The sequence below is a fragment of the Paenibacillus sp. VCA1 genome (assembly GCF_031583795.1).
GTDB classification, from domain to species: Bacteria; Bacillota; Bacilli; order Paenibacillales; family Paenibacillaceae; genus Paenibacillus_AQ; species Paenibacillus_AQ albilobatus.
In genome coordinates this window covers 358,061-379,919 of record NZ_JAVLSX010000006.1, presented here as the reverse complement: position 1 = coordinate 379,919, position 21,859 = coordinate 358,061, and the positions used below count along the sequence as shown (strand labels likewise).

Here is a 21,859-nt window from a genome sequence, read left to right as displayed (position 1 = left end):
TTCATGATTCAATGTGAAGGGCTCGTCAAAATCTATAAATCGGCGGATTTGGAAGTCGTCGCCCTTCAAGGCCTGGACCTTCAGGTGGAGAACGGTGAGTTCATGGCGATCATCGGCAATTCCGGCAGCGGCAAATCGACGCTGCTCAACATGCTGGGAGGCCTCGACAAACCATCGGCCGGCAAGCTGTTCGTAGACGGCAAGGACCTGCTCGCGTTCAGCGAGCGCGACCTCGTGAAATATAAACGGGAGTCGGTCGGGTTCGTCTGGCAAAATAACGCGCGCAACCTGATTCCCTATTTGACCGCGATCGAAAATGTTGAGCTCCCAATTCTCCTGCGGGGCCGAAGACGCCGGGCCCGCGCGCTCGAGCTCCTGGAAGCGGTCGGCCTGAGCCACAGGGTGAAGAACAAGCTCAGCGAATTGTCCGGCGGTGAGCAGCAGCGGGTGGCTATCGCCATCGCACTGGCGAACGAGCCGCGGCTGCTGCTGGCCGATGAGCCGACGGGATCGCTCGATACGGCTACGTCCAACCAGGTTCTCGATTTGTTCCGGACGTTGAATCGGGCGATCGGCATAACGATTGTGATTGTGACCCATGATCCGGAGCTGGCCCGCAAGGTGGACCGGGTTGTTCAGATCCGCGACGGCAAGACGTCCGCCGAGATGATCCGCAGGTCTTATTCCGACGTGTTGACGCAGATGGACGCCGACAGCGCCCGGCGCGAAGCTGAAAGCCATATAGAGTATGCGGTGCTCGACAAGGCCGGCCGGCTGCAGATTCCTGCCGGTTATCTCGACACGGGAAGCTTCAAGGAAAGCAACAAAGTGCGCGTCGAACTGGAAGACGGGCGTATCGTCCTGTACCCGGCGGACGAAAGACAGACGGTCTGAATCCGTGAGCGTGGTTGGTGTCTAATCCTTTTACCCTATGGCAGTGCATTTAACAAGATAGAATGAACGAAGTCTTTTTCTTGTCATCTCTTGATCCACGGGTAACTTCCGAGTCAGAAATGCAATTTTCTTAGTTCATCCTATATAGATTGCGATCCATTACATGGCCATAGAACGCCGTTAAGAGGCGTTTTAATGGAATAGATGACATAAGGAGAGGTGGATTCATGAAGAAGCATCGAATGAAACGTTCCATCCTGCTGATGATTGCGCTTGTTCTCGTGCTGGCCCCATTATCGCTCGGTACACGCCCGAGCTCGGCCGGTGCACAGCAGGAATCGCAAGGACCGCTTTCTGAAGCCCGCGCGGGAACATCTGAGACGAGCAATGGGGCAACAAGCGGCCCGGGACGGATCTCCAAGGATTTCGAGGATGGGACGCTCCAAGGCTGGCTCGGGCGGGGAGGCAACGAAATCCTGACGGTTTCCCCGTTAGCAGCCCATACGGGATCTTACGGCATGCAGGTTACCGGTAGAACCCAGGGCTGGAACGGTCCGCAGCTCGACGTGACGCCAATCATGGAAACAGGAAAAACGTACCATTTGTCGGCTTGGGTCAAGCTGCCTGCCGGAACGCCAAGCTCGCCGGTATCGATGATGGTCCAACGAACGTCGGGCGGCTCCAATACGTATGAAGCCGTCAAATCGGTTCAGGCCGGCGACAGCGGATGGGTCAAACTCAGCGGCGAATATAAGTTGCAGCAGCCGATTGAAAGCTTGGCCGTTTATTTCGAATCCTTCGATCATCCGACGCTGGACTTTTACGTGGACGATGTCGTGATCGAGCGCGCCCCGGATCCGGTTCCGATCGAGATTCAGAAGGACATTCCGAGCCTGAAGGACGTGTTCGCCGGCCAATTCAAGCTGGGGACGGCCCTGCTGGTCAATGAAATCAAGAATCCGAACGGCCCTGATGCAGAGCTGGTCCGGAAGCATTTCAACAGTCTTACGGCCGGCAACGAGCTGAAATGGGACGCCACGGAGCCCGCGGAGGGCCAATTCAATTTTACGGCAGCCGATAACATTGTAAACTTTGCTATGGATAACGGGATCGCCATGCGGGGCCACACGCTAGTCTGGCATTCCCAGACGCCGAAATGGGTGTTTTACGACAGCAACGGCAACCTCGCCGGCAAGGAGCTTCTATATGCGCGGATGAAAAAGCATATTGATACCGTCGTCGGCCGGTACAAGGGAAAAATCTACGCCTGGGACGTCGTGAACGAGGTCATTGAGCCCGGGGACAAGAAGCCGGGTGGCTTGCGCAACAGCTTATGGTATCAAATTGCGGGCGAGGAATTCATTGAAAAAGCGTTCATTTATGCACATGAGGCCGATCCGGACGCGAAGCTGTTCATCAACGATTACAACACGAATGATCCCGTGAAACGGCAGTTTCTGCATGATCTGATTAAACGTTTGAAGGCCAAAGGGATTCCGGTTGACGGAGTCGGCCACCAGACGCATATCGGGATCGAGTATCCCCGGGTGCAGGAGTTAGATGATATGATTGAGGCATTCCGGGACTTAGGCATCGATCAGCAAATTACCGAGCTGGACATGAGTGTCTATACGAATGACACGGACGCTTATGAGACGTTCCCGACGGAGCTGCAAATCAAGCAGGCCAACCGCTACAGGGAGATCTTCGACGTATTTAGGAAGCATGCGGATCAAATCAGCGCCGTCATATTCTGGGGCAAAGACGACCTGAACACCTGGCTGCGGACGTTCCCGGTCGTTCGCAACAATTGGCCGCTGCTGTTCGATGAACGGCTGCAAGCCAAATACGCTTACTGGGCACTCGTCGATCCGTCAAAGGTTCCGGTCGAAACGAAGCGCACGAAAGCCCAGGAAACCAGTGTGAAGATTGACGGTCAGGCGGAAGCGGCGTGGAATGTGGCGCAGGCGGTACCGATCCAGAAAGGCGGCAAAACGGCAGCGACTTATAAAACGTTATGGGATGCGGGACATCTGTACGTATGGGTAGATGTCGATGATGCCACGGTGAACGGCAATGACTCCGTCGAGGTGTACATTGACGGCAACAACGGCAAAACGAATGCTTATGAAGCGGACGACAAAAAGTATACGTTTCGGCGCAGCGGCGCGAATCCGCATAAACCGGCCGATTATAAGGCGGTGAAGACGGAGAAGGGATACCGGATCGAAGCTTCGATCCCGATCGACGGTGCGCAAACCGGAAAGGAAATCGGCTTTGATGTTCGCATTCGCGACCGATCCGGTTCGGCGGAAGAGCTGGCATCTTGGAACGATATTCATCATAGGCAGGACACCGATACGTCCGGTTATGGCGTGTTGACGCTGGTGGAAGGGCCCCGTACGGCCAAAGCGGCGAGGGGATCGGTCGCCATCGACGGCAACATCGATGAAATATGGAACAAGGCGGAGCAGATCGTAACCGACCGCTGGGTCAGCGGATCTTCCGGCTCAACGGCCAAGGTCCGGACGCTCTGGGATGATCACCGTCTGTACGTGTTGGCCGAGGTGACCGACTCTTTGGTGACCAAGCGGAGCGCCAATGTGTGGGAGCAGGATTCGGTCGAAATCTTCATCGATCAGAACAATGCACGAACCGATTCTTATGACGGCGACGACGGGCAATATCGCGTGAACTTCGATAACGAAACGTCCGTCAATCCCGGATCGCTTGGCGCCAATTTGACGTCCGCCGCGAAGCGGACGCCGACCGGCTACATCATTGAGGCCGCTATCGATTGGGTCGGAACACCGCCCAAGGCGGGCAGTACCATCGGGTTTGACGTACAGGTCAATAATGACGAGAATGACGACGGGGTACGCGACAGCGTGGCGATCTGGAACGACACGTCGGACAGAACTTGGCAAAACCTGTCCAACATTGGACTGTTAACATTGGAATAACCCCAGAGAGTGGGGGAACGAATACAGGCCGCTCTCCCGGATGAACAACCGGGAAGCGGCCTTTTATTTTAGAGCTCAGGCGGTCTGGCTTCATGGACTTACTTCGATAGAGATTTTTCTTATGCCGTTATGATCAGGGTCTTCCTATATTTGTTAGCGCTTACACCGGTGTACGTTTTGAACTTCTTGTAGAACCAGTCCATCTCGGTATATCCGACCTCGTTAGCGATTTCATACACCTTCATGTCGGTATTCTCGAGCAGGAATTTGGCCTTTTCCATGCGCTGTTGAAGCAGATATTCCTTGAACGTCATCTTTTCTTGAACCTTGAATTTCTGGCCGAGGTAAGAATAATTGAAGTGAAAAATATGGGAGATTTCCTTCAGCGTGATGTTCTCATGCAGGGCCTCCTCCACATATGCCTTTACCTTGTCGATAATGTCGGCCGAAGAGGCGGCAGCAGCTTGTTGAACGTTTTTTGCCCATGGGATCGGTTGATTTCTGGAAAACAGCGCTGTGTCCAGCTCACGCTTTACGTTCTCGAGGCTCGCCACGAATTCCTCCGGCGATACAGGGTCGGGCAGATAGTCGTTCACCTGATAAAACAAGGCCTTCCGGGCAAACTGAAACTCATTGCGCCCGCCGATCAGAACGATCGGGACGCGGCTTTTCTCCCGGATGCGACCGCACAGCCGCAGTCCCTCTTCCTCCGAGCCTCTCATGTTGATCAGCACCAGCTGATGATCCTGGGCGGAGAGCATCGACATCGCCTCGACAGCTGCAGCGGCATGGGATTCCAGTTCAAACTCCGCTTGGTGTCTGTCCAACATACGCTTCATCCATTCCTTCGCATGATGATCGGAATCAACAAGCAGCATTTTATACACGATATTCCCCCCTACTTCTTTCTCATTCAACCATTGACTCCGGTGAAGCTGCTTATTTCTCATTATGAAAAAAAACCCGTCTCGTAAACAATGTGCTTTTCTTTATATTGCTAACCGTTGTTTACTTATTGGCCATTTATGATGTAAGGGGTTGCAAGAAATCTATATTTTGACGGGTAGAACAACTAACATACCACGGGTTGTTGGTTTTTCGATGTAAGCGCTACACTTTGAATGTAATTGGGATGCAAATCATTTTACGGGGGGATTACAGGAATGCGTATTGGTAAAACGATGACACTGCTTTGCGCGCTGACACTCGTGCTTTCAGCCTGCAGCAGCGGCGGCTCCAAGGGTGGGCCAAGCACAACCGGCGCGACGGAGACGAAAACCGAGACTGCGGCAACCGACACGGAAAATAAGGGGGCGGAGAAAGAATCGGAGCAAACGTACAAAACGCCCGACATGGATTTCGACATGGGCGGCCGAACGATCAAGGTCGTATCGTGGTGGGATATGACGATTCCGGAGGATAACCCGGACAACATCCAGCGCAAAAAAAACCTGGAGGAGCTGGAGAAGAAGCTTAATTTCAAAATGGAATACGTCGCGATCGACTATGGCGAATACCAGCAAAAAGTGACGGCATCCCTGCTGGCCGGCGAGCCGCTCGGCGATATCGTCAGACTGGGCAAAAACTACACGATTCCAACGCTTGTGAAACAGGATCTGCTGACACCCGTCGATGAGTATACGAAGAATCCGGTAGCTTTTAACCAGAACGTGACCAATCAATTTATGCAATATAACGGAAGGGGATACGGATTCACAGAAAACCAAGCCAACCTGGTTCAAGGTGTTTTTTACAACCGGACGCTCATGAACAAGCTTGGCTTGAAGCCGCTTCAAGACTATGTCAATGAAGACGGCTGGAATTGGGATACGTTCCTGCAAGTGGCCAAAGAAGCCAACAAGGATACGAATAACGACGGAAAGCTGGATTCCTGGGGACTCGCTAACCCGTCGCCGCTTGAATTTGCGCTCGCTTCCAACGAAACAAGTTTGACGAAGGACAACAAGCAGAACCTGGAAGATCCCAAAACGATCGAAGCGCTTAATTTCATTTCCCGGATTGTGACCGAAAAAGTGGCCAGACCGACGGAAGGCGGGGACTGGAAAGAGCCGGGCCAATTTTTCCGCCAGGGCAACACGCTGATGTATACGGGAGCTCTTCATGAACTTAGCGGCATCAAGAAGGATATGCCTGATGTGGATATCGGATTCGTCCCGTTCCCTAAAGGCCCGAGTGCAAGCACGTACCATTCATTCGAAGGCCTTTATCAATCTTTGTTCATCCCTAAGGCGGCCAAGGACCCGGATAAGCTGCTCTACATTTGGGAGAAAATCAACGACATCGATTCGATGTACGACTATCCGGATCAGGCCACCTATGAAACCCTGTTCACCGACGAAAACGACATTAAAAATGCGAAGGAAGTCGCCGCTAATTTGGCTGTCCTCGACCATGGCACGTTCCCGAATCTGAAGTTCTATGATTTCCTCGGTGAAATTACCGGCGGAACCTCGGTGTCTACCGTCGTGGAGAAATACAAGGCGCCGTTCCAAGCAGCCATTGACGAAGTATACGGATCGAAATAAATGAGGATTTTGCAAAAATCCAAAAAGCGACTTTCAATCAGCAATATATAGAGCGAAACGGTCTAGTCCGTCTATATATTGTACCCGGGAGCGGCAGGAATCGAATTTTGCAAAATCCTGAAATCCACGCGTTGAAACAACAGTCCCGATTAGAAATGTTCTAATGGGGACTGTTGTTGAATTGATAAGTCTCTTGCTTCAGGAGGGAGAAGAGTGAACAACCGAAAGAAGAGCTACGTCGCTGTCCTGCTCGTCCTTGCCATATTAGTGTCCATTTGGGCCTTCTACCCTTCCGGCTCATCCGAAGTCCGAAGAGTTCATGCCATGGCTGATTTTAAGGCTGTTACGGGATCAGGCGATGATGACGGCGGCTACGATGCGTATTTAAAAGCCCATTCAGCTGCGAAACGTCCGGATCAGGTCATTCGGATTGAGGGCGAGAGCTTTTCCAAAACCGACGGACCGGGATTCGAGGTTGTCCACCCGTCAGGGGAAGACGCTGTCCTTACGCCGGAATCGGGTTCCATCAGCTGGAACGTACCCATCGAACAACCGGGCTTCTATAACATTCGAATCCGATATTTGCCCGTCGGAGGAAAAAGTTCTGCGATTGAGCGCGAGCTTACGATCAATCAACAGATTCCCTTTAAGGGAGCCGACCTTGTTACGTTTGACCGGGTCTGGGGCAACCGGGATGACAAGATCAAACGCGACGACAGGGGCAACGATCTGCGTCCGAGTCAGGTGGAGAAGCCGATATGGCAGATTGAATCCATCACGGACCGAAACGGTTATTATGACGAACCCTATTTGTTCTATTTTGACAAAGGCGTTCAAAGCATAACCTTGACGGCATTGCGCGAGCCTATGGCCATCGATTATATCGAGCTGTACCAGGAAGAAGCATTAAAGACGTATGAAGAAATCAAAAGCGATTATTCAGCCGCAGGGCTGCAGCCGGTCAAAGACCAATACACCCTGATTCAGGCGGAGGATGCAGTGTATAAATCCTCTCCGACCTTGTATCCGGTTTCTGACAGATCAAGCCCCACGGTGATTCCGTACGATGTGTCCAAAATCCGGATCAACACGATCGGAGGGCTGAACTGGAAGCTGCCGGGACAGTGGATCGAGTGGGAATTCGAAGCGCCGGAGGACGGCTTGTATCAAATCGCCTTAAAAGAGAAGCAGGATCAGCTGCGCGGCGTCTTCGCCACGCGAAGCCTGACGATTGACGGAAAGGTTCCGTTCAAGGAGATGAAGCGGATTCCATTCGAATTCGGCAGGGACTGGAACATGTACGTGCTGGGAGGGGATGAGCCGTATCTGTTCCACTTGACCCAAGGGAAGCACCGCATTCGCATGACGGTTTCCCTTGGCGAGCTGGCTCCTTTGATTCAGACAATCGAGTCCAGCGTGCTGCAGCTGAACGAAATGTACCGCAAAATTTTGATGATTACGTCCAATTCGCCCGATCCGTACCGCGACTATCAATTGGAGAAGCGGATCCCGGAAATGGTGGAGGTATTCAGCAAACAAGCCGAGACGATCCAAAGCGTGGCCGATTACCTGGAACAAACGACAGGTGAACAGAGCGACAAAGTTGCCATTTTGCACACGATGGTCAAGCAGCTCCAAGAGATGGCCAAACGGCCGGATACGGTTGCGAACCGTTTGGAGGCTTTCAAGATCAATGTTGGCGGCCTGGGTACCTGGATTCTGACCGTCCGGGAACAGCCGCTTACGCTGGATTATTTAGTCGTTTCCTCGCCGGATCATAAGCTGCCGAGAGCGGATGCGACGTTTCTGCAAGTGGTGAAGCATGAAGCCGGGGCGCTCACCGCTTCTTATACCGAGGATTACGACAGCATCGGCAATACCGGCAAGCAAAAACGATCGACGACGGTTTGGATTACGACGGGGCGGGATCAGGCGCAGGTGTTGAAAAACCTGATCGATGATTCCTTTACTCCGAAATCGAACATTTCGGTCAATCTGAAGCTCGTTCCCGCCAACATTCTTCTTCCCGCGACGCTCGCCGGGGAAGGGCCGGACGTGGCCATGCAAATTGGCGAAGACGTGCCCGTGAACTATGCCATGAGGGGGGCCGCCGCCGATTTATCGAAGTTTGCCGATTATGACACCGTGGCAGCCCGCTTTCGCGAGAGCGGATTGGTGCCTTACGAATATGACGGGGGGGTCTACGCACTGCCGGAGCAGCAGTCGTTCCCGATGCTCTTTTACCGCAAGGACATTTTGAAGGAGCTCGGCCTTGAGCCGCCCCAAACCTGGCAGGATATTTACAACATGATTTCGGTTCTGCAGAAGCATAATATGGAATTTTATCTGCCGATCGAGGCTGCCAACGCGAGCCTGGTGCCGAACCCGACGTTCTCCATGCTGCTTTATCAAGGCGGCGGCGAATTCTATCGGGACGGCGGCAGGAAAAGCGCGCTGGACTCCGAGATCTCCATGGATGCCTTCAAGAAATGGACGCAGTTCTATACGAGCTACAAGTTCCCGCTGCTGGCCGATTTCCCGAACCGGTTCCGGACCGGCGAAATGCCCATCGGCATCGCAGACTATACGACGTACAACATGCTGACCGTCTTGGCGCCGGAAATCAAGGGGCTGTGGGAATTCACGATGGTTCCCGGCACGGAGAAAAACGGCACGATCCATCACGAGGTGGCCAGCCACACGACCGGCGTCATGATGCTTGCGGGCGCGCGGGATCAAGAGGCGGCCTGGGAATTTATGAAATGGTGGACGGATAAGGATACCCAAATCGCTTACGGCCGCGAAATGGAAGGGCTGATGGGCGAGGCGGCCCGTTATCCGACAGCCAACGTCGAGGCGCTCGAGGAACTGCCTTGGCCGGTCAAAGACTATCGTAATTTGGAGAATCAGTGGAAATGGGTCCGGGGAATCCCGCAGGTTCCGGGCGGCTATTTTACCGGCCGACATCTGGACAACGCATTCCGCAAGGTCGTCAACGCCAGCGAGAATCCCCGCGAGGCTTTGTCGGATTACCTCTTGTACATCAATGACGAAATCGCGGTCAAGCGGAAGGAATTCAATTTACCTGAACAGTAAGGGGGGAATCGGATGCAAGCCGAAACAACCAGCACGGCCGCCGTTTCAAACCTCGTGCAGCCGAAAAAGCAATCGCGGCTGGCTAGCTTATGGAGAGAACTGAAGAAGAACAAGCATTATTACATCTTGATGAGTCCGTACATGCTGATCTTTTTTGCCTTTACGGTGGTTCCGGTCGTTTTTTCGATCGTTCTCAGCTTCTTTTATTTCAATATGCTGGAATTCCCCCGATTTGTCGGGTGGCAAAACTACTCCAGATTGTTTTTGAATGACGACGTTTTTATGATCGCTTTGAAAAATACGCTGCTGTTTGCGGTCATTTGCGGACCGATCAGCTATGTGGCCTGCTTTCTGTTTGCATGGATTATCAATGAGCTGTCCCCGAGGGTCCGCGCGTTTATGACGCTTGTGTTCTACGCGCCGTCGATTTCCGGCAACGTTTTCTTTATTTGGCTCATTATTTTTTCAGGCGATAGATACGGCTATTTGAACGGCTTTTTAATTAAATTCGGCTTTATGCTGGAACCGGTTCAATGGCTGACGAACGAGAAGTATATTTTGCCGATCATCATGATCGTCCAGCTGTGGCTCAGTTTGGGCACGAGCTTCCTGGCTTTTATCGCGGGATTGCAGACGATCGACAAGTCCCTGATTGAAGCCGGAGCGATCGACGGCATCCGCAACCGCTGGCAGGAGCTGTGGTTCATTACGCTGCCGTCCATGAGACCGCAGCTGATGTTCGGCGCGGTCATGCAGATTACGAGCTCGTTTGCGGTGGCCGATATCTCGGTGGCGCTCGCCGGATTTCCGAGCGTCAACTACGCGGGGCATACGATCGTCACCCACTTGATGGATTACGGAACGATCCGTTTTGAAATGGGTTATGCGTCCGCGATTGCGACGGTGCTGTTCGCCATGATGCTGGGTGCCAACAAATTGACACAGCGACTGCTAAGAAAGGTAGGGGAGTGACTTGGTTACGAGAATGATGGGCGCCATTCGCATGCCGCGAAGGCTGAACCGCTCTTTTACCGTCAGCTTTATGCTGTTCGCGTTCCTGGCCGTATTCGGCGCATTCATGGCGCTGCCGTTGGTCTATGCCGTAAATAATGCCTTTAAACCGCTGAACGAACTTTTCCTGTTTCCACCGCGTTTTTTCGTGAATAATCCAACGATGGACAACTTTTACGATCTGGTAGCGTTAATGGGAAATTCCTGGGTGCCGCTGTCCCGGTACATCGTGAATACGCTCTTCATTACGATTATCGGGACCGTCGGGCATATCCTGCTGTCGTCCGCGGCTGCTTATCCGCTGGCGAAATACCGTTTTCCCGGGTCAAAGATCCTGTTCTCGATCGTCGTCATGTCCTTGATGTTTTCCGGGCATGTTACGGCGATTCCCAACTATATGGTGATGTCGTGGCTGGGCTGGATCAATACGCACGCATCGATTATCGTCCCGTCGCTCGCATTCTCGTTGGGGTTGTTCCTGATGAAGCAATTCATGGAACAAATTCCGGACGCCCTGCTGGAAGCAGCCAAAATCGACGGGGCGAACGAATACCGGATTTATTGGACGATCGTCATGCCCAACGTGAAACCTGCTTGGTTGACGCTGATGATTTTGCAGTTTCCGATGCTGTGGGGCTCGGACGGGGGCAATTTCATTTACAGCGAGAACCTCAAAACGCTTCACTACGCCTTGGGCCAAATTACCGCGGGGGGGATCGCCCGTGCCGGCGTGGGGGCTGCCGTCGCGCTGATCCTGATGATCGTGCCGATTACACTCTTTATCATTTCGCAGAGCAACGTCCTTCAGACGATGGCGACTTCCGGAATGAAAGAATAGGGGGACACGAGCACGATGCGACTGAGCATAAACAAAGTGAAAACGTACTTCCTGGCTGCCCTCTGCTGCCTGATCGGTTCGAGTATGGTCTTAAGTACAGCCCACGCGGAAGGCAGTGCTTCTTACAACTATTCCTTCTGGAATGATACCACCCCGGCTCCTGCCGCGTATGAGGCCGCGTCTTTGCTGAACGGCGTTCAGCTTGGCGTCGGTCCCTTCAAAAACCCGAGCGACATCCATGTCACGGCTGACAAGCGGATCTATGTGCTCGATTCCGGCAACAACCGCATCGTCGTCCTCGATGAGCAATTCAAGCAGGTGAAGGTGGTAGATTCCTTTGATCACGGGGGGAAAAAGGATACGTTCAATAACCCGCAAGGGATCTTCGTGACCGATCGGAAAGAGCTTTTTATCGCCGATACGGGCAATAAACGGGTGGTTCATCTGGATTCAAACCTAAGGCTCTCGGGAGTGCTCGAAGCGCCGAAGTCCGACCTGCTGCAGGCCAATTTCGATTTCCAGCCGGTTCGGGTGGTCGTGGACAAGGCGCAGCGGATCTACGTCATGTCGATCGGCGTATTTGACGGCTTTATGGAGTTCAATTCTGACGGAGCGTTCACCTCGTTCATCGGCGCCAACCGGGTGACGGTCGATCCGGTGGAGCTGTTTTGGAAAAAGATGTCCACAAAGGCGCAGCGGAGCCGGATGGTCATGTTCACGCCTACTGAATTCACGAACCTTGATATCGATGACGAAGGCTTCATTTACGCAACGAGCGGAGACTACTCGAACAACCCGATCAAGAAATTGAACGCTCAAGGCAACGATATTCTCCGGCGGACGGGATATCTCAGCCTGGTGGGGGATACCCGGTATTCGACCGATGTCGGCCCTTCGCGGCTCATCGATATCGATGTCACCGACAGCGAAATGTATTCGGTCCTCGACTCCAAGCGGGGCAGAATCTTCACTTACAGCGGGGATGGACATCTGATGTACATATTCGGCGGCTTGGGCAACCAAATGGGCCAATTTAACACTCCCGCGGCGATTGAACGGGTCGGGGACGATTTTCTTGTGCTGGATAAGGCATTCGGCGAGATAACGGTGTTTCAGACAACAGCGTACGGCCGGATGTTGAACGAAGCGGTCCGGAGCTACTACAGGGGTGATGAGGAAAAGGCGTTTGATCTCTATCAGCAGGCGATCAATATGAATGCGAACCTGGAATTTGCTTATTCCGGCGTGGGCAAGGCCCTTCTTCGGAAAGGGGACTACAAAGGGGCGATGCAGTACTTCAAGGAAAGCTATGATCAAGTCAATTATTCAAAGGCGTACCTGCTTTACCGCAAGCAGGTGATGAGAGAATATTTCCCGGCAGTCATGACCGGATTGATCGTGCTTGCCGCAGCTCTCCTGTTCTTCAAAAAGCTCCGGAAGCGGATGAGGAGACAAGGAGGTGTTACGATTGAATCGTGAGCTCGTAAAATACCCGCTATATCTCATCGTGCATCCGTTTAACGCCTATTGGGACCTGAAATACGAACGAAACAAGCGGCACACGCTAATCGCTTCCTTGATCATTTTGTTTTTGATGATCATCACCAATGTCCTGAGCAACCAGTACAGCGGATTTCTGGTCCGCCTGTCCAACCCGGACGATATGAACAGCCTGATGGAAGTGGTGTACGTCGTTGTCCCGGTCTTGTTCTGGTGCGTGGCCAACTGGTCGCTGACGACGCTCATGGACGGAGAAGGGAAGTTCGTTGAAATTTTTACGTCGACGTGTTTTGCCCTCGTTCCGATGATGATCATCAACTTCCCGTGGATTTGGCTCAGCAATGTCATATCGCTGCAGGAGACGGCGTTTTATTACTTCTGCAACAGCGCTGCCGTTCTCTGGTCGGCGTATCTCTTGTTCGTCGGCAACATGACCGTGCATCAATATTCGCCGTCGAAGACCATCGGGACGATCCTGCTGACGATCGTGGCGATGGGATTCATGGCTTTTATCTGCCTGCTGTTTTTCGGACTGATCCAGCAGATGATTTCGTTCGTTCATGTCATCTACCAGGAACTCATGCTGAGAAATTAAAGAAAGGAGGAGAAACCATGCGCAAAGCCAGTAAAGCCTTGTGGCTCCCGGTCCTGCTCGCGGGGATTGCGGTGGCCGGCTGCAACGATTCGAACCCGGTCCATACCGGTGCCAACGATGTACCGGCTGCAGTTGAATTCACCAAAGGGCAGCCTGTGAAAGCCGCCTTCACCGATGCCCGGGCAGCCGGCATGAAAGGCGTGGCCGAAAATGAACGGCTGCGGTTGTTCGTGGATGAGAAAACGGGCGTCATCGCCGTTCTGAATAAGCAATCCGGCGAGATATGGTATAGCAACCCGCCCGAACGCGATAAGGATCCGCTTGCGTCCGGGGTGAATAAAGGCATCCTTTCGTCCCAGCTCAAAATCGATTATTACAACAATTTCGGCCAGGTGAATTCAATCAACACGTTCACCGACAGCGTTTCGCATAAGCAGATCAAATTCGAGCCGATCCCACACGGGGTAAAAGTCACGTACCAGTTCGGAACGGCCGTGAAATCGGCCGCCGATTTGCCGATGATGCTCAGCAGCGAGCGAATCGAGGCGATGCTGGGCAAGCTGGACAAAACGGGTCAGCGGGCGTTGAAAATCGCCTACAAAGAGGATCCGGATAAAAAAGTGTATGTCCGGAACGACAGCGCATTAAACGGGCTGCAGCTCGATCGTGCCTTCAAGGCATTCGAAGACGCGGGTTATACCGAAGAGGACCTGAAGAAAGACATGGAGGAGCTGCAATTCACGCAGGAAAAGCCGGAACCGCGGATTTTCCTGGCATCGATCGAATACGCCCTGGACGGCGGCAGCCTAATCGCCAAAATCCCGGCATCCGGCATTCAATACCCGAGCGCATATCCGATCGGGAACATATCCTTCCTCAGCTTTTTTGGAGCCGGCGGTTCCAAGGAGCAGGGGGCGATCTTCGTGCCGGACGGCTCCGGTGCGCTCATCCGTTTCAACAACGGGAAGAAGCAGTATCCCGCTTACCAGCAACCGGTGTACGGGGAAGATCTGACGATGAAGACGATCGAGGATGCCAAGACCGAGCAAGCGGTTCGTCTGCCGGTGTTCGGGATCATCCGCGAAAGCGGCGCGATCCTCGGCATCATCGAGGAAGGCGCCTCGGCTGCGACGATCCATGCCGATATCAGCGGAAAGCTGAACAGCTATAACTATGTGTATCCAAGTTTCAATGTCGTCAACAAGGGCGATGTGGTGCTGCAGGCGAACGGTCAGGAACGCACGCTGCCCAGGTTCCAGGAACGTCCGACGAAATCGGATTTTACGGTCCGGTACGCTTTTTTGAACAAGGAAGAAGCATCGTATCATGGACTGGCGCGGTACTACCGGCGTTATCTTGAAGAGCACGGCGGATTGCCCAAGCCGAAGCCGGCTGCGGAAGCGGCAAATATGCCGTTTTACCTGCAGCTCGTCGGCGGCATCGCCAAAGAAAAGCATTTCGCCGGCATCCCATACCGGACGATCGAACCGCTAACGACGTTCGAACAGTCGCAGGACATCATCAACCAGATGAAAAACCGGAACATATCCAACATTAAACTGAAATTTTCAGGCTGGTTCAATGGCGGGATGGATCATGAGGTTCCGGATCATGTTTCGGTCGACAAGGCTGTCGGCGGCAGCAAAGGTTTGCAAAACTTCATAACCTTCACGCGGGAACAGGAGGTTTCCTTCTATCCAGACGTTGCGGTCCTGACTGCAAATACGGGAAAGGGATTCAACGAGAACGCAAATGCCGCCAGAACGTTGAGAGGCGTTCCTGCCGCTCTTTACCCGCTGGATCAGGCGCTCAACCGAAGGGACCGGGATAAGCAGCCATCTTACGTTGTATCCCCAAGGCTGACCTTATCCTATGCCGAATCGGTGCTGAAGGGCTTGAAAGAGTACCGGCCGGGCGGCATTTCGCTACGGGACCTCGCCGATCAGCTGAGCAGCGACTACCGGAAGCACAATCAGCTGGATCGTACCGAATCCGAGAGCCTATCGATTCAGGCGCTGGGCAGATTCTCGCAGGCGAATCCGAAGGTCATGGCGGATGGCGGCAACGTTTATGCGCTTCCATTCTTGTCGGATATTACGAACGCGCCGATGTCCGGCAGCCATTTCAAGATCGAGGACGAAGAAATCCCGTTCTACCAAATGGTCATTCGCGGGTACGTCGATTACACGGGAAGTCCGTTTAACCTGTCGACCTTTACGGATGAGCGGCAGTATATCCTGAAATGCCTCGAATACGGAGCGGGCGTGTACTTCGAATGGATCCATGAACCGAACGACAAAGTGAAGGATACGGAATACAACGACCTGTATGCCGTCCATTACAAGCAGTGGATCGATCAGGCCGCCGAAATGTACCGCGAGGTGAACGACGTGCTGAAGAACGTCCGGAATGAGCCGATCACGGGCCACGAGAAGCTTGGCGAAGGCGTGTACAAGACCGTGTACGGGAACGGCTTTTACGTCATTGTAAACTATAACCGCACGGATGTGACGGCGGACGGCCGAACGGTGAAAGCCGAGAGCTATTTGACGGGTGGTGTGCAATCTTGAAGTCCATACTGAAATTCGGCATGAAGCGGCGGACGTACGCCGAACAGAAGGCACTCTGGGGCTTTATCTACCTGCTGCCGTGGCTGCTTGGATTCCTTCTTTTTTTCCTGATTCCGTTGGTCTCTTCATTAAGGTACAGCTTCAGCTCCATCGAAGCCAATGCAAACGGCATGAGTATCAGCTTCATCGGCATCTCCAATTACGTGGAAGCCCTTACGGTCAACACGAGCTTTAACCGCACGTTGACGACCTCGATCGTAAACATGGTCATCAACGTGCCGCTGATCGTGATCTTCAGCCTGTTTTTGGCTGTTTTGCTGAACCAGAAGTTTGTTGGCAGAGCCATCGCCAGATCGATCTTTTTCCTTCCGGTCATTTTGGCTTCCGGAGTCATCGCGAATTTGGAGACGGCCAGCCTGGTTCAAGCCATCAACGAGCAGAACGCCGGCGGCGCCGTGAGCGGCCTGGGGACCAGCGAGCTGACGCGGATCATGCTCAATTCCGGCGTCAGCGAAAACGTCGTCGCGTACCTGACCAGCGCCGTGGATCGCATCTACCAGATCGTCAGCCAGTCTGGCGTGCAAATTTTGATCTTCCTGGCGGGGATCCAGTCGGTCTCCCCCCAGCTTTACGAGGCATCCAAAATCGAAGGAGCGACCGGTTACGAAGCGTTCTGGAAAATCACGCTGCCCATGGTCAGCCCGCTCATCCTGGTCAACGTGATTTATACGATCATCGACTCGTTCTCCCGGAGCGAAATGACGACGCTGATCCGGGAAACGGGGTTCACGAATTTCAACTTCGGCCTCAGCTCGGCGATGGCCTGGATCTATTTCCTGGCGATCATGGTCATTTTGTTGATCATTACGTTTTTTATTTCCAAAAGAATTTTCTATCAAGAATAGAAGGAGCGTGAGCAGCGTTGATCATCGCCCGTTTGTTGTCGCTCGAAAGCTGGAAACGCTGGTTATGGACCGTCGTGCGGCTTGTCTTGATGGCAGGACTGTCGTTTGTTATTCTGTACCCCATTCTTCAAAAGATTTCGACGGCCATCAAGGATAAAAGCGACTTGTATTCGCCGATCGTCGTCTTTGTCCCGGAGCATTATTCTCTCGACAATTTCAAAAAAGCCATATCGATCATGGACTACTGGCATACGTTGTTCAATACGTTTACCTTATCGGCCATGACGACGATCCTGACGGCCGTGTCCTGCGCTTTTGCGGGATACGCCTTTGCACGGCTTAAATTCAAAGGCAGCAATTTGCTCTTTGGAGGCGTCATCCTGACCATTCTGGTTCCGCCAACGACCATTTTGATCCCGATCTACATGAATTTGAAGGATTTCAGCCTCATGGGGCTGATCCCGCTGCTGACCGGAAAGTCGGTAAACCTGCTGGATTCGTACTGGCCTTTTATCCTGACCTCGGTCACCGCAAACTCGCTGAAGGCGGGTCTCTACATTTTTATTTTCAGGCAGTTCTTCCGGGGCATTCCGAAAGAAGTGGAGGAAGCGGCTTACATCGATGGGGCGGGCGTAGGCAAAACCTTCCTGCGCATCATGCTGCCGAATGCCGTTCCGGCCATCGTCACCGTGCTGCTGTTTTCGTTCGTATGGCAGTGGAATGACAGTTTCTTTACGACAACGTATTTAACGTCGGGCAAAGTGATGTCCACCCAGCTGTCGTCGCTGCCGCACAACCTCTCCATCATGCTCGAGGGCGGGGTTGCGACCAACAAGGATCCTTTCTATATGAGCATGGTTCAGGATACCGGCATTCTGCTGGCGATCCTGCCGCTGATCATTATTTATTTGTTCGTGCAGCGTTACTTTGTGGAAAGCATCGAGCGTACCGGCATCGTCGGGTAAACGCGGGATACATTCAGGGCGCCTTTCGGAATCAAGCTGCAAATGGCTGGTATTCGAAAGGCGTTTTCGTTACGGCCATGCCGGCAGCGTCTCAAGGCCGCAAATGAGCCGATTGCCGGGTATTCACGAGGCGTGCAGCCCACGACGATACACCGAAACTGTCTGGAGAAATGCTCGACGTTTTTGTATCCGCACAGCTCGCTCCCTGAACCCAGAACTCGGCCGGCGTTTGCGTCAGAATAAGCAGCCAAAAGTCGTGCCCATCCGGTATGTCGTAAATAAAGTCGCCAGGATGGGCGGCATCATATCCGACATAGTAAAAGGATGTGGTCATCGCAATCTCCAATCTTAGAATAGATCAAGTTTCTGTCAGCATAGATCATTCATTTGATGAGGTGTCCTATCTTATAATTTCATAGTAAACGCAATTTAAATCAAGAAATGGCGAAAGCTTCTGTTTACGTATCTGTATTTGAAATGATCAATTCAAGGTGAGGTCCGTGCCATGATACCAAAAAAGAAAAGCGAATTTATCGAGGTGCTATGCTATACGCGCATCCCGCAGGAGGATCGGATCTATGCGCCCAGGCTGGCTTTCAGCATGCATCTTGCCTATCGCGAGGACGGCAAGCCTTTCCAAGCTTTGAACCATAATTCAGGCGTCTTGTTCGCCAAGGCAACCCAAAATGAGAACGGGACGCTCCGAGCCAAAAGCTTGAAAAATCCGTATCTCTTCCGCATGGCCGACGGAAAATTCGGCGTCGTTGCCGTACGGACGGAGGCGGATGGCCAGCAGGATGAGGAGAGCCGAGGGGCAGTGCTGTTCTTTGCTTCCGACGATTTGCTGCAGTACCAAGAAATCGGGCTGATCGATCTGCAGAGCGATGCTTACGTACGCGATGTCGCTTGCGAATATGATGAGTCAAGCCGAGCCTACGTCATCCGCTGGAGCGACGAAAACGGGGGGCATTATCGAAATAGGGTCGAGGATCTTTTCGATCTTACCGGTGCCGGTGTCCCGGAAAAGGCGGAGCCGTTTACGCTGGTAGCCGTATCGGCCGACATCGAAGGCATGCAGCACCGAAACGTGATCCGCGTTCCGCGGGAAACGGCGGACGGTCTCATAGGCCGGCTTACGGTTCCCGAGAATGTCGCCATTGAAGTTCCGGATTGCATCACGGCTGCATCGGCCGAGGATTTGAAGACGCTTAAAGCGACCGCGGTATATAGCGACGGCACCACGGCTCCCAAGTCCGTGAACTGGGACACGGCGGCGGTTCGCTGGGATCAGGCCGGGACTTATCGGGTGAACGGAACGGTTCGTCAGGAGCAGTATGCCTTTCCGGTCGCGGCGAACCGGGCGGACCCATGCATCGCGAAGTGGAACGGCAAGTATTATTTCATCGCGACCAACGACGCCGACGGCAATCAAACCTTATATATCAGGGAAGCGGAGACGATATCCGGTCTGATTCAGGCCAGCGAGTCCTTAATCCTGGATACGCAAACCTATGATCACATTAAAGGGCTGTTGTGGGCTCCCGAGCTCCATATCATCGGGGGCGAGCTGTACATTTTTCATGCGGCAACGACCGGCGAGTTTTTCTATGAAGAGTGTCACGTGATGAAGCTCCGCGAGGGAGGGGATCCTACCTGCGCCGCGGACTGGTCGAAGCCCCGGCGCGTCGTCAAAAGAGACGGCGCCGATTTATGCGAGGCGGGCAAGGTGATCTCCCTGGACATGACGGTCATCCAGGTGAACGGGGAATGTTATGCGGCTTGGTCGGAGCGGCAGTTCGTGCCCGTAGATCTTGGGGCCTGGGTTTATATCGCAAAATTGGATCCGAAAGAACCGTGGAGGCTGACGAGCGATCCGGTGCTGCTGACCAGGCCGGACTTTGGCTGGGCCAATAACCATACCTTTGTCGATGAAGGGCCGTTTGCCCTGATCCGGGAGGGCAGGATCTTTCTAACCTTCTCAAGCGCGGCGATCGATGCGACGTATTGCGTAGGCCTGCTGACCGCCGATGCGAATGCGGATTTGCTGAATCCCGACAGCTGGACGAAGGGCAACTATCCGCTGCTGACGTCGAGAAGCGTTCCCGGCGAATACGGCCCCGGCCATAATTCCTACGTGACCGATGATGAAGGCGTCACTTGGAACGTCTACCACGCCAGATCGGGAGTAGAGGGGCCAAGAGGCTCCGGAATCCGCCGCGTTCATTTCGGCGTGGACGGATATCCGGTGCTTGATTTAACGGAAGAGAGGGATTTGAACCCGGCTTTGGCCGAGGTGTCGATCGAAGTCATTGTAAAACGCGACTAGGAAGGGGCAGAAAGTGTATGTATCCGAATCCGATGATATGGGCTGATTTTCCGGATCTTGACGTGATCCGGGTAGAGGACACCTACTATATGGTCAGCACGACGATGCACATGATGCCGGGCTGCGTCATCCTGCGCTCATACGACCTGATTCAATGGGAAGTGGCTTCTTATGTATACGACGTATTGGACAATACGCCGGCGCAGCGGCTCGAAGACGGCAAACATATTTACGGGCAGGGCATGTGGGCGCCGTCCCTGCGTTACCACAAGGGGAAATTTTACGTGATCTTCGTGGCGAACGATACCCGCCGAACATATTTGTACACGGCAGATAGCGTGTTCGGACCATGGACGAAGCAATACATCGAAGGCTTTTATCACGACTGCTCCCTGCTTTTTGACGATGACGGCCGGGCGTATCTGATTTACGGCAATGCCGAAATTCACCTGACCGAATTGAAGGAGGATCTATCCGGGCCCAAGCCCGGCGGGCTGAACCGCATCATCGTCAAAGAACGCGAGCCGTATCATCTCGGGTACGAGGGCGCCCATTTTTATAAGATCGACGGCAGGTATTACGCCTTCTTTATCCATATTTCGAAGGCTGCGGGACGCCGAACGCAGGCTTGCTTCGCGGCGGATTCCCTGGAAGGCGAGTTTACGGGCGGAGAGGTCTTTAACGACGACATGGGGTATTTTAATTCAGGCGTTGCGCAGGGAGGCATCGTGGATACGCCGGACGGGGAATGGGTGGCCGTGCTGTTTCAGGATCACGGCGCCGTCGGCCGGATTCCGGTGCTCGTTCCGCTGCGCTTCGAGAACGGTTTTCCGGTATTCGCCAAGAAAGCACCCACAATGATCGAGCTGCCAAGCACAAGGCCGGGTTATACCTACCAGCCTTTGGTTGGAAGCGATGACTTTTATTATACGCCGGACGAAGACGGCAAGGTGCGCTTGAAGGATGTTTGGCAGTGGAATCATACGCCTGACGATGCATTGTGGTCCGTAACGGACAAGCCGGGAGCCTACCGGATCCGATCCGGAAAGATCAGCCCCAACTTGACGTTTGCGGTCAATACGCTGACGCAGCGCGCCATGGGGCCGGCATGCGAAGCGACGGTCACGCTGGACGGCAGCGGGCTGAAGGATGGCGATTATGCAGGCCTATGTTTTTTGATCGGTACGTACGGCTTGATCGCCCTGACCAGGGAAGCCGGCCGATCCTACCTGGTTATGCTGGCCAGAGAGCCGCAGGATCATTCCATATTCGGCAATTTGGTAGACGAGAAGCCCGGCACCGAATTTGCCCGTATTCCCGTCTCCGGAGACGTCGTCACGCTCAAGGCGGCCGGCCATTTCGTGAATAACGCGGACGAGTGCATGTTTTATTACCGGGATGGGGCGGATTGGAAGCAGCTCGGGATTGCGCACAAAATGATATACAAGCTGGACCATTTTATGGGTTGCCGCATCGGTCTGTTTTTGTTTTCAACCCGCGAGATCGGGGGAACGGCGGAGTTTTCCGACTTCCAATACCGTGTGCTCAATTAACCGGTCCCTGTTGTTTAATGTCATTTCGAAGGTTATTAGTTATGGCGTAAAGGATCCATGATTTGCCGGGGGATGATACGGTTAACGGCAGGTTGTC

General features: G+C 53.4%; 15 protein-coding genes. 13 read left to right on the top strand and 2 right to left on the bottom strand.

Annotated features, from left to right (window positions below; translation table 11 throughout):
- Window positions 1-3: 3 nt before the first annotated feature.
- Window positions 4-894, top strand: a complete 891-nt coding sequence (locus RJP21_RS16260) for an ABC transporter ATP-binding protein (protein ID WP_310860189.1) — start codon at window positions 4-6, stop codon at window positions 892-894.
- 227 nt (window positions 895-1,121) lie between these two features.
- A complete protein-coding gene (locus tag RJP21_RS16255; protein ID WP_310860188.1) occupies window positions 1,122-3,857 on the top strand; it encodes an endo-1,4-beta-xylanase in 2,736 nt (911 codons plus the stop codon).
- Between the two features lie 119 nt (window positions 3,858-3,976).
- Here RJP21_RS16255 and RJP21_RS16250 read toward each other — a convergent pair whose 3' ends face one another.
- Window positions 3,977-4,735, bottom strand: coding sequence for a response regulator transcription factor (locus RJP21_RS16250; protein ID WP_310860277.1), 759 nt, complete (start codon window positions 4,733-4,735; stop codon window positions 3,977-3,979).
- A gap of 285 nt (window positions 4,736-5,020) precedes the next feature.
- Between RJP21_RS16250 and RJP21_RS16245 the strand changes: the two genes are divergently transcribed.
- From RJP21_RS16245 to RJP21_RS16205, 9 genes are all read left to right on the top strand, one after another.
- Entirely contained in the window at window positions 5,021-6,403 is a 1,383-nt protein-coding gene (locus RJP21_RS16245) for an ABC transporter substrate-binding protein (protein ID WP_310860187.1), read from the top strand.
- 213 nt (window positions 6,404-6,616) lie between these two features.
- Window positions 6,617-9,499, top strand: a complete 2,883-nt coding sequence (locus RJP21_RS16240; RefSeq protein WP_310860186.1) for an extracellular solute-binding protein — start codon at window positions 6,617-6,619, stop codon at window positions 9,497-9,499.
- 12 nt (window positions 9,500-9,511) lie between these two features.
- A complete protein-coding gene (locus tag RJP21_RS16235) occupies window positions 9,512-10,471 on the top strand; it encodes a carbohydrate ABC transporter permease (protein WP_310860185.1) in 960 nt (319 codons plus the stop codon).
- Between the two features lie 13 nt (window positions 10,472-10,484).
- Complete coding sequence (locus RJP21_RS16230) at window positions 10,485-11,348, top strand: carbohydrate ABC transporter permease (RefSeq protein WP_397386229.1); 864 nt, start codon at window positions 10,485-10,487, stop codon at window positions 11,346-11,348.
- Window positions 11,349-11,363: 15 nt separating this feature from the next.
- Window positions 11,364-12,827 (top strand): hypothetical protein, encoded by a 1,464-nt coding sequence (locus RJP21_RS16225; RefSeq protein WP_310860184.1) that lies wholly within the window; start codon window positions 11,364-11,366, stop codon window positions 12,825-12,827.
- The gene (locus RJP21_RS16220) at window positions 12,817-13,443 is read left to right on the top strand and encodes a Yip1 family protein (RefSeq protein WP_310860183.1); all 627 of its coding nucleotides are present in this window, start codon (window positions 12,817-12,819) and stop codon (window positions 13,441-13,443) included. Before RJP21_RS16225 ends, RJP21_RS16220 begins: the two co-directional genes overlap by 11 nt.
- A gap of 17 nt (window positions 13,444-13,460) precedes the next feature.
- On the top strand, window positions 13,461-16,013 hold the full coding sequence (locus RJP21_RS16215; RefSeq protein ID WP_310860182.1) for a DUF5696 domain-containing protein: 2,553 nt from the start codon (window positions 13,461-13,463) through the stop codon (window positions 16,011-16,013).
- On the top strand, window positions 16,010-16,918 hold the full coding sequence (locus RJP21_RS16210; RefSeq protein ID WP_310860181.1) for a carbohydrate ABC transporter permease: 909 nt from the start codon (window positions 16,010-16,012) through the stop codon (window positions 16,916-16,918). The genes RJP21_RS16215 and RJP21_RS16210 overlap by 4 nt, the downstream gene beginning before the upstream one ends.
- Before the next feature lie 17 nt (window positions 16,919-16,935).
- Window positions 16,936-17,883 (top strand): carbohydrate ABC transporter permease, encoded by a 948-nt coding sequence (locus RJP21_RS16205; RefSeq protein WP_160037899.1) that lies wholly within the window; start codon window positions 16,936-16,938, stop codon window positions 17,881-17,883.
- A gap of 91 nt (window positions 17,884-17,974) precedes the next feature.
- Here the strand turns inward: RJP21_RS16205 and RJP21_RS16200 are convergent, their stop codons facing one another.
- A complete protein-coding gene (locus RJP21_RS16200; RefSeq protein WP_310860180.1) occupies window positions 17,975-18,217 on the bottom strand; it encodes a hypothetical protein in 243 nt (80 codons plus the stop codon).
- Between the two features lie 171 nt (window positions 18,218-18,388).
- On the opposite strand from RJP21_RS16200, the gene RJP21_RS16195 reads away from it, so the two are divergent.
- Window positions 18,389-20,209, top strand: a complete 1,821-nt coding sequence (locus RJP21_RS16195; protein ID WP_310860179.1) for a family 43 glycosylhydrolase — start codon at window positions 18,389-18,391, stop codon at window positions 20,207-20,209.
- Window positions 20,210-20,226: 17 nt separating this feature from the next.
- Entirely contained in the window at window positions 20,227-21,762 is a 1,536-nt protein-coding gene (locus RJP21_RS16190; protein WP_310860178.1) for a glycoside hydrolase family 43 protein, read from the top strand.
- Window positions 21,763-21,859: the final 97 nt, after the last annotated feature.

Coding starts and splice junctions, on each gene's coding strand:
- RJP21_RS16260 (WP_310860189.1), top strand. CDS start 4: ATGATTCAATGTGAAGGGCTCGTCAAAATCTATAAATCGGCGGATTTG.
- RJP21_RS16255 (WP_310860188.1), top strand. CDS start 1,122: ATGAAGAAGCATCGAATGAAACGTTCCATCCTGCTGATGATTGCGCTT.
- RJP21_RS16250 (WP_310860277.1), bottom strand. CDS start 4,735: ATGCTGCTTGTTGATTCCGATCATCATGCGAAGGAATGGATGAAGCGT.
- RJP21_RS16245 (WP_310860187.1), top strand. CDS start 5,021: ATGCGTATTGGTAAAACGATGACACTGCTTTGCGCGCTGACACTCGTG.
- RJP21_RS16235 (WP_310860185.1), top strand. CDS start 9,512: ATGCAAGCCGAAACAACCAGCACGGCCGCCGTTTCAAACCTCGTGCAG.
- RJP21_RS16230 (WP_397386229.1), top strand. CDS start 10,485: ATGATGGGCGCCATTCGCATGCCGCGAAGGCTGAACCGCTCTTTTACC.
- RJP21_RS16225 (WP_310860184.1), top strand. CDS start 11,364: ATGCGACTGAGCATAAACAAAGTGAAAACGTACTTCCTGGCTGCCCTC.
- RJP21_RS16215 (WP_310860182.1), top strand. CDS start 13,461: ATGCGCAAAGCCAGTAAAGCCTTGTGGCTCCCGGTCCTGCTCGCGGGG.
- RJP21_RS16200 (WP_310860180.1), bottom strand. CDS start 18,217: ATGACCACATCCTTTTACTATGTCGGATATGATGCCGCCCATCCTGGC.
- RJP21_RS16195 (WP_310860179.1), top strand. CDS start 18,389: ATGATACCAAAAAAGAAAAGCGAATTTATCGAGGTGCTATGCTATACG.
- RJP21_RS16190 (WP_310860178.1), top strand. CDS start 20,227: ATGTATCCGAATCCGATGATATGGGCTGATTTTCCGGATCTTGACGTG.